The organism is Bacillus litorisediminis, assembly GCF_022808645.1.
Taxonomy (GTDB): domain Bacteria; phylum Bacillota; class Bacilli; order Bacillales; family JC228; genus Bacillus_BF; species Bacillus_BF litorisediminis.
On record NZ_JAKZKT010000001.1, the window covers coordinates 51,776 to 66,231 of the forward strand.

Genomic DNA, 14,456 nt, shown 5'->3' on the forward strand with positions numbered 1-14,456 from the left:
ACCTCCCTTTATGCAATTCCCAAATACTTTTTGCGCAAATCTTCATCGCACATTAATTGTTCCATTTCACCAGAGTGAACCGTTTTTCCGTCATCCATAATAAAGAACGAATCCCCGATTTGACTGGCCATTAAAAAGTTTTGCTCTACCAGTAAAATCGATGTTTTCTCCTTTATTTGCACGAGAGCCTCCATCACTTTTTCCACTACAATCGGAGCAAGACCCTTACTCGGCTCGTCGATAAGAAGTAAGCGATTATCATTGACAAAAGCCCTGGCAATGGCGAGCATTTGCTTTTGTCCGCCGCTCAAATGGCCGCCTTCTTTTTTCCAGTACGTTTTTAAGTCGGGAAACAAATCGAGGACCCAGTCTACCCTTGCTTTGGTATAATCATCGTTTTTTTGAATTGCAACTTTGATATGTTCCTCTACGGTTAAATAAGGGAAAATTCCCTGATCCTCCGGAACATAGCCAATCCCTTTTTTTGCAATCTGGAACGTTTTTAATCCATTTAATCGATCCCCTGCAAAAGTGATCTCACCTTTAGTAGGCGGATAATACCCCATAATCGTTCGTAAGGCTGTTGTTTTTCCGGCACCATTTCGACCTAATAAAACGGTAATTCCACCTTGTTTCACCTCAAGTTGAACTCCTTGGAGGATGTGATATTGGCCAATATAGGTTTCCACATTTTCTAAACTAAGCAGTGAAGTCATTGTACAGTCCCCCTAAGTACGCTTGCTGCACCGTTTCGTTATCCATAATCTCACGCGGATTTCCATCCGCTAATAAATTCCCATTGTAAAGTACCGCTATTGAATCAGACAAATCCAAAATCATATCCATTTTGTGCTCTATTAACAGAATGGTCTTATCCTCTCTTGCTTTTATCGAGCGGATCACATCTAATATCGCTGGCACTTCTTCCAATGACATCCCTGCCGTTGGTTCATCGAGCAATAATACCTCAGTTCCAAGGGCGAGGAGCATGGCTAACTCAAGCTTTCTCTTCTCACCATGAGCAAGATTCTTTGCCAGCTCCCCTTCCTTTCCCTTTAATAACACGAGCTCAAGCAGTTCCATGGCATCATCTTGAACAGAAACATAAGAAGTAAAATGTCTGAGCATTTGAAATCGGATGCCTGCCTTAGACTGGGAAGCCAATCTGACATTTTCTAATACTGTTAAATTAGGAAAAACATTCGTTAATTGAAAGGAACGTCCAATTCCTTTCCTAGTTCTAAGGGTAGGTGAGAGCTTGGTGATATTCTCTCCATTAAGGAGAACCTGACCTTCTGTTGCTTTTAATTGTCCGCTGATCAGATTAAAAAACGTTGTTTTTCCGGCACCATTTGGACCAATAATAGATTTTAATTCATGCTTTTTTACTTGAAGTGACACTTGATTAACCGCTTTATGCTTTCCAAATTCAATCGAAAGCCCTTTTGTTTCCAAAGCAAAAGTCACGTGTAGAATCCCTCCTAAAATAGTGTCCTAAAGAATCGGGGTCTGACCTGCATGAAGGTCTGACCCCTTGTTCTTTTTTTCTTAATTACGAATTGGAGGAGCCGTTTCTTCTGGACTTAATTCACGAATTAATACAGGAACCGGGTATGGAACTCCTTCCTTCTTCTCTAAGCGAATAGCATAAAGTGTTTGCAGCGCCTGATGATCTTCTGGCCGGAATGTCATAGTTCCTTTTGGTGTTTCAAAGCTCATGCCTTCCATAACATCAATTAATGTATTTCCGTCTGCATCACCTTCTGTTTTCTTAAGAGCTTCTACAATAGCAATCGCTGCACTCATTCCGCCTGGAGTAAATAAGTCCGGAACATCTCCGTTAAAGCGTTTTTTATGCTCTTCAACAAGCCAGTCGTTGACTTCGTTATCTGGCAGTTCATGATAATAAACCGTAAAGCCTTCCATGCCAATCAGTGGTTCCATTGTTGATAAGGCTGCAATATCAGGTGCACCTGTTGAAATTTTGATTCCTTTTTCCTGAAGCTTCATGTCTGCAATTTGTTGCCATGGAGAGTTAGCACCGGCCCAAATAACGAATAAGTAATCTGGATCTGCATCAATAATTTTTTGAATATTGGCTGTGAAATCAGTTGCTGCCGGGTCTGCAAATTCCTCAAGCACGATTTCGGCCCCAAGCTTTTCAGCTGCTTCCTTAAATGCAGCCACTCCATCCCATCCAAATGAATAATCAGGCGCTAATGTAACAATTTTCACACCTTCCCCAGCAATGGCGGCAGCTCCAGCAACGGCATCCTGTGAAGAATTTCGAGCCGTTCTAAAGATATATGGATTGAATTCAGAACCCGTAATACTGTCAGCTACGGCGGGTTCTACAATCATGATTTTTTCATATTCTTCTGCTAATCCGATAACAGCCAGTGTGTCGCCCGAGCTTGAAGAACCAACCAAGAAATCCACTTCATCTTCCTCTAGCAGTTTGGTTGCCTTCTGCACAGCTACTTCCGGTTTTGTTTCTGTATCTTCAATAATGACTTCGATTTTTCTGCCAGCTACTTCGCCGGTTCCATCTGTTGCATAGTCAATTCCTAGTTCAAATCCGCGGGTTGTCTGCGTGCCGTAGGATTCAAGAGCACCTGTCATAGATGCAAGAACACCAATTTTTATCGGTTCCTTTTCCCCCCCCTCTGGAGTATCCGTGTTCGAATTTCCTCCCTGATTTTGAGGTGTAGGTGATTCTTGCGCGGTGTTAGATGCACAAGCACTTGCAATGAAAAGGACAAGAACAAATAAAAATGCTAATTTTGTCAAATGCCATAAAGACTTCACATAAATCCCCCTTTATTTGGTTGAATAACTAAAGCACCTAAGCTTTGTAACAAGAGTAATTGAAAGCAGTTACAAATCGGTTACAAGACTACTACTCGGGAAACTTTATGATTATTTCTCTTTGAAATACTACATACTGTCTGCACCGAGCTGAAGGTTATCTTGCTCGAATATGCTGTGGCAAACAGGTGCACAGGCATGTTTTGAACTAACCGATGTACGTTGCCTTGCCACGAGCTGAAGATTAAAATAAGAGGTAATTTACGGAGTAACGGAATGTGAATCCATTAAATAAGTTTGGCGGATCCTCATTCCGTTATTAGAACAAAAACCTGCACTTCAGGGGTTGAAGCGGATTCTGATTCCGCTATTCGTACAAAATAAATCAAATTTCACAAAAAATAGGCAAATAACGGAACCAGGATCCGAATAAATGCGCCAAACAAGGATTTTTGAATAAATAACGGAATGAGGATCCATTAAATGAGTTTGGCGGATCCTCATTCCGTTATTAGAACCACAACCTGCACTTCAGGGGCTGAAGCGGATTCTGATTCCGCTATTCGTACAAAATCCATCAATTTGACGAAAAAAATCGCAAATAACGGAACCAGGATCCGAATAAATGCGCCAAACAAGGATTTTTGAATAAATAACGGAATGAGGATCCATTAAATAAGTTTGGCGGATCCTCATTCCGTTATTAGAACCAAAACCTGCACTTCAGGGGCTGAAGCGGATTCTGATTCCGCTATTCGCAAAAAATTAATCAAATTTGACTAAAAAATCGCAAATAACGGAACCAGGATCCGAATAAATGCGCCAAACAAGGATTTTTGAATAAATAACGGAATGAGGATCCATTAAATAAGTTTGGCGGATCCTCATTCCGTTATTAGAATCAAAACCTGCACTTCAGGGGCTGAAGCGGATTCTGATTCCGCTATTCGCAAAAAATTAATCAAATTTGACTAAAAAATCGCAAATAACGGAACCAGAATCCGAATAAATGCGCCAACCAAAGATTTTTGAATAAGTGCTTTAATAAGCAAAAAAATCAGTTCGATTGTATGATTTCATACATCTGCTTTGTAGCATCCAGCGGTTCTACTCCAAATTCCATTTTTAAAACATCGACACAGCGTTTATACCATTTCAAAGCTTGCGGTCTATTATTTTTGCGATAATAGCTATACATTAATAACCGGTACGCTTCTTCCCAGGTTCGGTCCTTCTGCAGAATTTGTTCGCAGTAAAAAATTGCCTGATCAAAATCTTCTACTTTTACAAAAAGCTGGGCTAATTTTTCTGCCCCTCGTAAATAAAGTGTCAGCAATCTTTCTCTCTCTTGAATACACCAGTCTTCAAATCGCCGTTCTGGTATATATTCTCCTTTATAAAAGGTAAGACCCCGCTGTAAAAATTCCCTTGCTTTATTTACATCCTTTTCTTCAAGTCCTGCCTGAATCCAATCTTGAAAATAATCAGTATCGACCCAAATCTTGGCTTCTGGATTTAATCCATAGGCTGACCCTTGCCTAATGACATAAAAAGGCTGACTTCTTTTCATCCTTTTTGGTTGAAGTACATTGTTTAAAGCATTCAGAACCACTTTAAAGTCTCTTGAAGCACGTTCTGTATCATAGTCCGGCCATAGATTGGCGACAATTTCATCTTTTTCAATTACTTTGGTTCGATGAGTGATAAAAAGTTCAAACAGCTCCTTCGCTTTTCCCCTTTGCCACTCTTTCTCTTCTACCTCCTGATCTCCGAGGAAAACTTTAAAACTGCCAAGCGTGCGAACCTTTAAGGTATAGCCCGGATGAGAGTCTAAATCCTTATAGCCTAACTCACTTAAAATTTTCGAAACAAACTCCTTATGAATCCCAAGTTTTTGGGCTTCTAAAAGAAGCGGTACGAGCATCTGGGGATCCTTTGGGCCAAACAAGGTTCGAGATAAAAAGACAAATTGATATCCTTTCAGCTCACAAGTTGCAAGGAAGCTCGAAAGTGCCATTTTTAACGAGGCTTTTTGTTCAGTTTCAAAGGCTGCTAAAGCAATCCAGAGCCTGGATATCATTTCTCCAAATTGATCCTGACACTGAATGAAATACGCCAGTGCCTTTTCAAATTGAAAATACGCTTTCTTAAAATCCCGCTCGTAATAGGCACAGATTCCAAGGCCGAGTTGAATCAAAGAACTAAGCCAGACATCCTTCACATTTTCAGTTTCATAAAGAGCTTTCGTTCCCATGTCTCTTGCCCTGTCAAACTCTCCTAAACTTCCATATAACAGACAAAGACCCATATAGGGCTCAGCTTTACCCCTCGAGATATTCATTTGCTCCATCATATCAAGAGCTGTTTCATAACACTGAACCGAAAGTCCAATATCGTAATCTTCTAAAAGCTGTACAGCATGACCCATGCGTATCCAACCGCAAGCCTCAACAAAAGGAGATTTGGATTGAATGCCTAATTGAATTCCAGCCTGTGCTAGCTCCTTTGAACGAAGAGCATTTCCCATCAAACCCTCTATCAGCGATAAAAGGAGAACAGCTTCACGATGAGACTGCGGCAATTTTTTATCAGAACTCTGTTTGGCTGGTTTATGCTCCAATAACTTCTTAGCTTCTGAGAGTCTTCCCGTTCTTAAATAGATTCGTGCCAGAAGCAGATCTTCCTTCTCTTCCTCTTGAATGGCCTTCTCACCCTTGCTATACCACACTTCTGCACGACCGGCCTCTCCTGCATTAATATAATTCTCAGCCATCAGCCAATATAAATTTCGGGAAGAATCTCCTAAAGATTGATTGGTACTTTCTCTTAGCTGAATCGCTTCATTAAGGATTCTCTCTGCCATTCTAGGCTGAATCGTGTCAAGGTATATTTGGGCCCATCCTTCAAGAGCGAGACAAGCATGTTCGAAATCCTTTGTCTGAATCGCCATTTTTTCTGCTTGAGCATAGCATTTTTCTGCAGCAGCATAGCGCGATCGGTAACGCAGAATTTCACCTTCATAGAACCAAAGCTTATAGTACCTGTCTTTCTCCGAATCTGGCAGTTTCTTTAAAAACTCATATAGACTTTCTAATTTACCTTCCTTAAGCATTTGTGAACCATGCTCCTGTAAAATAGCGGCTACGGCAAAATCCTGACCAATCTTATCGTAGATTCGGATTGCCTTCTCATACTCTCCATTCCGTTCATAATAACGGGCACTTCGTTCGTGTAAAATATGATATTGTCTGGGCTGATTCGTATATAGCTGTTCTTGGAGAAATTCACGAAATAATGCATGGTACCTGTATGTTCCTTCACTATCTGCATGGAGAAACAAGCTTTTTTGAGAAAGCTGGCTCAACATTGCTTTAGCACCTGTTAACCCTAGTACCTCTTCACAAAGATCTGCTGAAATTTCATCAAAAACAGCAGTCTGTTCAAGAAATTGCTGAAGCATCGGAGGCTGTTTTGAAAATACCTCTAAAGCTAAATATTGAAATAAATCCTGCAGGGAAGTTTGTGAAGAATGGATTTTTTGTGACTCCATCCGTTCAAATTTTAAATTCTCTGCAATCATACTGACGGCAATAACCCATCCTTCTGTTATCCGATAAATATGGGCAATATCCTCTTCGGCGACATGCAGCTCATGGTAATCGACAAGGAGAAGCTCCACTTCCTCTTGCGATAATTTGAGATCCGTTTCTCCTATATCTAACAGTTGCCCATTTACCTTTAATTTCGTAAGAACCGACCAATTTGGCCGAGTTCGTGTTGAAAGGACTAAATGTAAGGACTCAGGGATATGTTCAATCACAAGTTCAACCCATTTTTGAATAAGATATGAACCTTCTGTATGGTGAAAATCATCCAAAATTAAAATAAGCGGAGTATCTAGCCTATAAATTTCATTGACAAAAATAGAACAAAGCGTAAACAGTTCCTCTTCTCGAATGTACCGATCCATTTCTTGCATATATTCCTTTAAATCCTTGCCAAAGTCGGGAAAAAGGCGTTTAACTGAGTAAATGATGTAATCGATAAAAGGGAGAATATCATCATCATGAGAAGTAATCGTATACCAGGAACAGGCCACTTTTTCATCCCGTACATAAAGAGATAATGCCGTGCTTTTTCCGTATCCGGCTCCTGATGTAAGGATTGTAACCGAATAAGCCGAAATCGCTTTCATTTTCTTGAACAAACTGGCACGTCGAATATAATTAGGCCGAACCTGAGGTGGCATTAACTTCGTTTGTACAATCATCTGATTCATTGTTTTCCCCCTCCTTTTACCAAAAAAATCACTTTTTCACTATTCTATCATAATTCTTTGTCACCCTTCTCATAATATTGCGAATAATCTATCGGAATTGTAAATAAAGAAAATAGGCATAAAAAAACAACCAGCTCTACTTATAAAACTGGTTGTTTCTTTTCGATATTTAAAAACTGGTGTCAACTTCGGACAAAGGCCAATAGCGGAGGTTTACTTCTCCTACAACTTTGTCAATTGGCACAAATCCAAAATGGCGGCTGTCCCAGCTTTCGAGACGATTGTCACCAAGTACAAATAGCATTCCTTCTGGAACCGTTTCAGTTTCCCATAGCTCTGCCAAGTTAAAGTCTCCAGTTAATGGCTGACCAGGAGATACCGTACTGCGATAGTTATTTAAATAAGGTTCCTCGACAGCTTTTCCATTAATATAAAGCTGGTCATTTTCGTATTCAATTCGGTCTCCGGGGAGTCCTATCACACGTTTTACATAATCTTCATCCTCATTCGCATGAAACACGATGACATCAAATCGGTCTATCGAACCAAGTGTATATCCAATCTTATTTACTACTAGTTTATTGCCTTCCTCTAAAGTAGGCATCATCGATTCGCCTTCTACAACGTAACTTGAAAATAAGAAGGTACGTATAAAAACAAAAATCACCAATCCAATCCCTAGCGCTTTTAACCATTCAATGCTTTCTTTTTTTAGTGTTTCCATAACAAGCGTCTCCCTCTTGATCATTCTCTATTACTTTGAATCCATCTCCATATGCTCTTTTTCTACTTTTTTATTTAAACTCATTTCAATTCGTTTTCCAACAATCCAAAGTATGAAAATAACTATAAGCACAATAATCGTTTTTCCAGGGTGGTCCAAAAATGAAGTAATGTCATACCCTACAAAAGTAATGGATATAATCATAACAAACTTACCTGTCATGACCGCTAAGCCGTATTGATGCGGTTTGATCGCTGATAAGCCAGATACGATATTAACTAGGGCCGAAGGTGTAAACGGGAAGCAAAGCATCAAAAATAAAGGGCCAAACCCATGTCTTTCCACCCATTTGGTAAGCTTCTGGACTCTTTTGTTTTGACTGATAAACCGAAAAAACTTCTTTTGTCCAATTTTTCGGAATGCCAAAAATACGACAAAAGCACCTAGACAGGAACCAATCCAAGAGAACAAAAAACCCCAGAAGAATCCAAACGCATTTGCATTCGCCACAACAAATAAGACAAGCGGTAAAAATGGCAGGAAAGCTTCAAGAAAAGGTAAGAAAATACCCATTACGGGTCCCAGCGCCTTATAATTTTGAATCAATTCTTCAATATTTTCCTCAGTAAACCAGCTAGTAAAGTCTTGAAAATCCATGTTGTTCTCCTAACTTTCTCTCTCTATAGGGAATATATGGCAGATAAAGGTCTAATAGTAGTAGTATAGCATATATTACCACGCAAAAGAGTTTCAAAATAGTAACGTTTCTTAAAGCTTTCTCCATGATTGTCCATATACTCCACTATACCCTTTTCTTGGTAAAAACAAACTGTCCGATGACGTAGAAAATGCCAAAAAGCCTTGTCCGTGGACAAGGCTTTTCGGATTAAACATATTCTATAAACCAATCTCGAATGGCTTCTAATCGTTTTAATCGTAAATTTGGTTTTCCGCTTCTGGATAATTCATGGTTTGATTCTGGGAAACGGATAAATTTTGTTGTTTTCTTTTGTCGTTTTAATGCAATAAATAACTGTTCTGCCTGTTCGATCGGACAACGGTAATCCTTCTCGCTGTGGAGAATCAATAAAGGTGTTTCTATTTTGTCAGCATAAGCGAGCGGTGAATGTTTCCATAGTTTTTCAATATCACTTAAATCCGCCTGAATTTGCCATTCAGTAAAGTAGTAGCCGATGTCGCTGACACCATAGAAACTAATCCAGTTAGAAATTGAGCGTTGTGTTACGGCTGCTTTAAAGCGATTGGTATGACCGACAATCCAGTTCGTCATAAACCCGCCATAGCTTCCCCCGGTAACACCAAGACGGTCAGCATCAATAAAATCAAAGGTATCTAAAGCATAATCGACAGCAGCCATTAAATCATTATAATCATTGCCGCCATAATCTCCTCTAACCGCGTTCACAAACTTTTGCCCGTAGCCATGACTTCCTCTCGGGTTAGCGAATAATACAGCATATCCTTGTGCCGTTAATACCTGGAACTCATGGAAGTAGGTGTTAGCATACATAGCGTGTGGACCGCCATGAATCTCTAGTATCATCGGGTATTTTTCGCCTTCCTTAAAACCAAATGGCTTCATAATCCAGCCTTGTACGTCCCAGCCATCAGCTCCTTTAAAAACAAAGGACTCCGCAGGTGAAAGCTCTACTTCCGCCAAAAATTCTTCATTAACAGCTGTAAGCTGTTCCCTTTTCCCAGTTTTTAAGTCTACTAGATAAAGGTCACCAGGGTGAGCAGGATGACTCACAGCCACGACTCCAGTCGTACCTGCTGCATTTACAGTAAATCCATACACATGCTCATTGCCTGGAGTAAGGTCTGTTCTTTCTCCATTTAAAGCATAATGGACGATTTGTGTAGATCCCTGTTGTGAAATTTGTAAAAAGAAGCCTTTTGAATCCTCTGTCCAAATTAGTCCTGGCCCCACAGCACCTTGCTGGAAGTCAGCTGCTACATAGTCTCCAATCGCAACATCCCATTCATCTGTAACACATTTTAAATTATTATGCTCTACGTCATAGAGCCAAACTTTGGATAATGTCGCGTTTTCAAATTCTCTTTCATTTCCCAGAAAGGCAATATATTTGCCATCTGGCGACCAGGAAGCGCCGTAGAACATACCCTTTTTCCCTTCGGTGAGGGGTTTCTTTTCACCTGTCTCAAGGTTGTAAATATATAAATCGAGATTAAATGAAAAATCCTTTTCTTCATCCTGATTGCTGGAAATTAAAAGCTGATTCCCGTCTGGCGACCAATCTTCAGCATCATGACTATGTACGCCCTCTGTTAATTGGGTAATTTCACCGGATTCTAAATCAAGAATCGCTACCTGTCCTTTTTTTCCATCAAGGAACCCGCTGGCATCAGACTTATACTTCATTTCGACAACTTCAAGCGGTTTTAATTCTTTTTCCTTTTCTTCCTTCTTTTTATCTTCTTCTCGCTTCTCATCTAACTTTTCGTCTGGCTTCAGCGCTACCGAAAACGCAATTTTCTTTCCATCTCTTGACCATACTGGCTTGCTTGCTCCATTTTCTAGTTCGGTCAAAGGCTTTGCTTCCCCGCCACCCAGATGAAGCTTATATAGTTGATTTTTACCGCTTCTGTTCGAAACAAAGACTAGCTCATTCCCGGCTGGTGACCAACGCGGAGAGTGATTTCTATGATCGCCAAATGTCCAGGCGACCGAAGTTTTTTGATCCAGGCTGATGAAATACAGGTTAGAGCTATAATCATTTTTCTCTTTTAACATTTCAGTTTGAACATAAACAAGATTTTTTCCGTCTGGCGAAAGTCGCGGGTCTGTCACTGACTTCAGCTTATATAAATCTTCTGGGCGAATGCCGCGTTTTTCTGTCAATTTCCTTCATCCTCTCACATACTCGATGTATTGCACATTATTTATTTCGACAATCAAAATAAATGTCCTGCTCCATTAAAAAAAATTTTGTTATTGATTTAGGGAACAATCATAACAATACTTGCAAACTATCTTGTCTATCATGTATGATATATAAGAACAGATGTTCTCTTGAAGAGGTGGGCTTATGACAAAAATCCCAGACCATGACCGTGACATCATTGAATATGCAATTTATTTACCAATGGTCTTGACCATTTTTGAGAGAGATTTAATGGCTATTAATAAAAGTTCTGTGAAGCTTAAAAAGCCATACCAGGAGCTGCTTGAGAAAAAAATGATCACGGTACAGAAGGATTTGCGCGAAGTAAAAAAGTATTTAAGGCAGCATAACATAAATGTGCAGGAATCAAAGAGAGATGAGTCTTTTACCACATACCTTTTTCTGTACAAAGGATATGAGGAGTATCACAATTATTTTAATCCGAGAATACGCAATAAAGTTCAAGAGCTGATTACGAAGTATTTTCTGGGAGTAAAGGTAGTACCAGACAATAAAGATGGCGGCTCCCTATCTGTTGAATAAGCTATGAATAAAGGGCAGTTCCTCATAAACTTGTCCATTATCGACTTTTGGGGGAATCATAAACCATTTTTTGCTGGGAAGGTCCATTCGCTGAATAAATCGCACCATTAAGAAGGACGTTCTAAATAACTGGCTCCTAAACGCATCGATTGAAGTCGGAATCGTTACAGCCTCATTATTGACGAATCTTACCTCTGTATCATTCTCATTTGTTTCTGAGAACTGTAAGACATGTAGCAGGGAAATCCAAGTGCATTGTTCACGTGATGGGGAATGTGTAGGGAAAAAATAAATAAAATGATAAGGGTCAATAGCAACAGGGGCTTTATGAGTGATGGCCATTAACTGTTTGGTGCCTTCCTTCCTCCCTGGATAACTTGAGCCAAAATACCCACAGCTTTCCTTTATAATCTCAAGCGGTTTTTTTGGAACTATAAAAGAATCGGTTGTTTCCTTTACCATTGAAAAAGTTTTAGATCCATATGTATGCGGGATAATGGCCATTGTGTCCGGCCGGATCTCGTATTCCGTTTTCAATTTTTGACTTTTATTCAAGTTACTTCATCTCCTTTCAATTTGTGACTATCATACCATAAAACTGTAAATTTGTACAAATATTTTCAAAAATTGGTACATTAATTATTTAAATTTTTAGAATTATTAGTTGTTATTTTTTGAAAGGTGCCATATACTAAGAAAAAGAGTTGGAGTGATGTAAAATGACTCAAAGAAAATCGTATTCTGACTCATCTAAAGCCGGTGCCTTAGTACCTATTAAGTCAAATGGCCAATTTGTATTAGACTTGTACATTGAGTCACTCTTCTTCGAGGCATTCCTACAGTTCCATTCGGACAGGCTGATGTCTGAGATAGACGAGGCTCTAGATCAGGGAGACATCGGAACCTTTCATAAAAAAGCAAAGGAATATAAAAAACTCCAAAGTGTTCTCCATTCTTAAAATCTAAATATCCTTCATGCAAAAGGCTGTCTGCCCTGCCGGGTTCTTCCGGTAGACAGACAGCCTTTTGCATTGTTTATTTTTCAGAGTTTCTAAAATCCTCAATCATCATCAGACGTTCCAGCATCGTCGGATGAGAGTAGTAAAACCATTTAATTAATAAAGGAGGCTGCACTTGGCTTAATCCTGCTTTTGTCAGCTTCTGGAAGGTAGACACGGCAGCATCTGGATCTTGCGTCAATTCTAATGCATATTGATCAGCACTCGCTTCTGCATATCGGGAGACGGTATTCGAAATGGGACTTGCTGCAAACAGCATCATGGAAAGCAATGCAAATAATAATGGCAGCGAACTCAGCCGGTTCCATCCCGAGATTTTCAGTGTTTCCTTATATCGTTCTCCCCAACGCTTTATGAGCTTTGACAGAATCCATAATCCAATTAAGGAAAGCCCTATATATCCGGCTAGTCCATAATACAAATGCTTTTTGACATAGTGCGCCATTTCATGTGCCATGATCACTAATATTTCATCCTTGGTAAGCTGCTGTAAGGTCGTATCCCAGAGCACAATTCTTGAGCTTGCCCCAATCCCATTTACATAGGCATTCATCGCATTCGTTTCTTCCGACATATTGACCTGATATACATGCTCTGCCGGAATATCGGCTTGATCGGCCAACTGCAAAATTTCTTTTTCTAACTCTTTATCCTGCAATGATGTAAAGTCATTGTACAGCGGATCTATGACAATCGGCTGAATAAAAACAAAGAAGGTTGCATAGGGCACAAAGAACAACCATGCATAAAACCACCAGCGTTTCGGACTTTTTTTCATCAGCCAATAAATAGCCGCAACGATGATGAATGTGGTGAAAAAGCCTAACCAGAAATCAATCATTTCGTCCTTCATCCAAGCTGAGAATGTTTGGTTGGATATGCCATATTGAACAGAGAACCGATGACTTAAATATTGGAAAGGAAAAATCGCAATAAAGGACAGAACGGATAAATAAAAAACATACACTGCCGACTGGACAGCATGATACTTAGATATTTTTTCGGCTGATTTCTCAAACAGCAAAGAAGCACCTGTCACTAATACTAGCAAATAGAATAACCATTCATAAGGAGTTGAAAGCAGGCTTAACAGATAACGTATTTTTGAATACTCTTCGGATAAAACTAATTCCCGCTCTGTCATGAAGGTCTTAGGATCAGCTACACTGCCTCTTAAGTTTTCTGGAATCGTGGCATCAGCCCAGTAAAATAAATAGGCGTACATCAGCAATCCGAACAAAATGTAAAGAAGAATCCCCCGGACTCCCCATTTTTTAGACATAGGCTGTCCCCCTTTTGTACATGCTCTTTTACCATTGTAAGCGAAAAAATCAAAATTAGACCTATAGGAAAGAATTTCATTTCGGTATTAGATTGGGACTCTGTTTTAATTTGGATATTTTCGTAAAGATTGTTGTTCTCCGTATGATTGTTTTTACTAAAGGGCCTCCGATTCAGACACAATCGACTTAGGATTCCGGAATCCTGTCCGAATACAGCTCTGATTCTGACACGTTAGGCTTAAATATCAACAAAGCTGTCCGAATTCAGCTCTGATTCTGACACTTTGGGCTTAAATATCAACAAATCTGTCCGAATTCAGCTCTGATTCCGACACGTTGGGCTTAAATATCAACAAAGCTGTCCGAATTCAGCTCTGATTCTGACACGTTAGGCTTAAATATCAACAAAGCTGTCCGAATTCAGCTCTGATTCTGACACGTTAGGCTTAAATATCAACAAAGCTGTCCGAATTCAGCTCTGATTCTGACACGTTGGGCTTAAATATCAACAAAGCTGTCCGAATTCAGCTCTGATTCCGACACGTTAGGCTTAAATATCAACAAAGCTGTCCGAATTCAGCTCTGATTCTGACACGTTGGGCTTAAATATCAACAAAGCTGTCCGAATACAGCTCTGATTCTGACACGTTAGGCTTAAATATCAACAAAGCTGTCCGAATACAGCTCTGATTCTGACACAGTTTTCCTCAAATTCATCAAACCAGTCAGAAATCAGCTATGTTTCAGACAAAATGCTTTTAATTTTTTTGTCCCTATTGCAGGTTTTGAGTCGATTGTCTCATTCCTCACATATTTATTACATTTTTACATGTAATTTACAAACTATTAATAGACTACATATAAGATTAAATT

Annotated in this window: 11 protein-coding genes; 2 read left to right on the plus strand and 9 right to left on the minus strand. The window is 39.6% G+C overall.

Features of this window, described 5'->3' with window-relative positions; genetic code table 11:
• Positions 1-8: 8 nt before the first annotated feature.
• The 7 genes from MLE14_RS00235 to MLE14_RS00265 all read right to left on the minus strand — a co-directional run bounded on the left by MLE14_RS00235 (position 9) and on the right by MLE14_RS00265 (position 10,695).
• Entirely contained in the window at positions 9-716 is a 708-nt protein-coding gene (locus MLE14_RS00235; protein WP_243296239.1) for an ABC transporter ATP-binding protein, read from the minus strand.
• Positions 700-1,467, minus strand: coding sequence for an ABC transporter ATP-binding protein (locus MLE14_RS00240; protein WP_243296240.1), 768 nt, complete (start codon positions 1,465-1,467; stop codon positions 700-702). The genes MLE14_RS00235 and MLE14_RS00240 overlap by 17 nt, the downstream gene beginning before the upstream one ends.
• A gap of 81 nt (positions 1,468-1,548) precedes the next feature.
• Positions 1,549-2,808 carry a substrate-binding domain-containing protein gene (locus tag MLE14_RS00245; protein WP_243296241.1) on the minus strand — a complete coding sequence of 420 codons (1,260 nt, stop codon included), beginning with the start codon at positions 2,806-2,808 and terminating at the stop codon, positions 1,549-1,551.
• 1,057 nt (positions 2,809-3,865) lie between these two features.
• Positions 3,866-7,087 carry a BTAD domain-containing putative transcriptional regulator gene (locus MLE14_RS00250; RefSeq protein ID WP_243296242.1) on the minus strand — a complete coding sequence of 1,074 codons (3,222 nt, stop codon included), beginning with the start codon at positions 7,085-7,087 and terminating at the stop codon, positions 3,866-3,868.
• A gap of 169 nt (positions 7,088-7,256) precedes the next feature.
• Positions 7,257-7,811, minus strand: a complete 555-nt coding sequence (gene lepB, locus MLE14_RS00255) for a signal peptidase I (protein ID WP_390627890.1) — start codon at positions 7,809-7,811, stop codon at positions 7,257-7,259.
• 30 nt (positions 7,812-7,841) lie between these two features.
• Positions 7,842-8,468, minus strand: coding sequence for a TVP38/TMEM64 family protein (locus tag MLE14_RS00260; RefSeq protein WP_243296244.1), 627 nt, complete (start codon positions 8,466-8,468; stop codon positions 7,842-7,844).
• Between the two features lie 229 nt (positions 8,469-8,697).
• Complete coding sequence (locus MLE14_RS00265; protein WP_243296245.1) at positions 8,698-10,695, minus strand: S9 family peptidase; 1,998 nt, start codon at positions 10,693-10,695, stop codon at positions 8,698-8,700.
• A 187-nt stretch (positions 10,696-10,882) separates the two neighbouring features.
• On the opposite strand from MLE14_RS00265, the gene MLE14_RS00270 reads away from it, so the two are divergent.
• On the plus strand, positions 10,883-11,281 hold the full coding sequence (locus tag MLE14_RS00270) for a hypothetical protein (RefSeq protein WP_243296246.1): 399 nt from the start codon (positions 10,883-10,885) through the stop codon (positions 11,279-11,281).
• Here MLE14_RS00270 and MLE14_RS00275 read toward each other — a convergent pair.
• A complete protein-coding gene (locus MLE14_RS00275) occupies positions 11,267-11,836 on the minus strand; it encodes a competence protein ComK (RefSeq protein WP_243296247.1) in 570 nt (189 codons plus the stop codon). The genes MLE14_RS00270 and MLE14_RS00275 overlap by 15 nt on opposite strands.
• A 164-nt stretch (positions 11,837-12,000) precedes the next feature.
• Between MLE14_RS00275 and MLE14_RS00280 the strand changes: the two genes are divergently transcribed.
• Positions 12,001-12,240, plus strand: coding sequence for an IDEAL domain-containing protein (locus MLE14_RS00280; RefSeq protein WP_243296248.1), 240 nt, complete (start codon positions 12,001-12,003; stop codon positions 12,238-12,240).
• Positions 12,241-12,316: 76 nt separating this feature from the next.
• Here the strand turns inward: MLE14_RS00280 and MLE14_RS00285 are convergent, their stop codons facing one another.
• A complete protein-coding gene (locus MLE14_RS00285) occupies positions 12,317-13,582 on the minus strand; it encodes a M48 family metallopeptidase (RefSeq protein WP_243296249.1) in 1,266 nt (421 codons plus the stop codon).
• Between the last annotated feature and the right edge of the window lie 874 nt (positions 13,583-14,456).

Coding starts and splice junctions, on each gene's coding strand:
- MLE14_RS00235 (WP_243296239.1), bottom strand. CDS start 716: ATGACTTCACTGCTTAGTTTAGAAAATGTGGAAACCTATATTGGCCAA.
- MLE14_RS00250 (WP_243296242.1), bottom strand. CDS start 7,087: ATGAATCAGATGATTGTACAAACGAAGTTAATGCCACCTCAGGTTCGG.
- lepB (WP_390627890.1), bottom strand. CDS start 7,811: ATGGAAACACTAAAAAAAGAAAGCATTGAATGGTTAAAAGCGCTAGGG.
- MLE14_RS00260 (WP_243296244.1), bottom strand. CDS start 8,468: ATGGATTTTCAAGACTTTACTAGCTGGTTTACTGAGGAAAATATTGAA.
- MLE14_RS00270 (WP_243296246.1), top strand. CDS start 10,883: ATGACAAAAATCCCAGACCATGACCGTGACATCATTGAATATGCAATT.
- MLE14_RS00280 (WP_243296248.1), top strand. CDS start 12,001: ATGACTCAAAGAAAATCGTATTCTGACTCATCTAAAGCCGGTGCCTTA.
- MLE14_RS00285 (WP_243296249.1), bottom strand. CDS start 13,582: ATGTCTAAAAAATGGGGAGTCCGGGGGATTCTTCTTTACATTTTGTTC.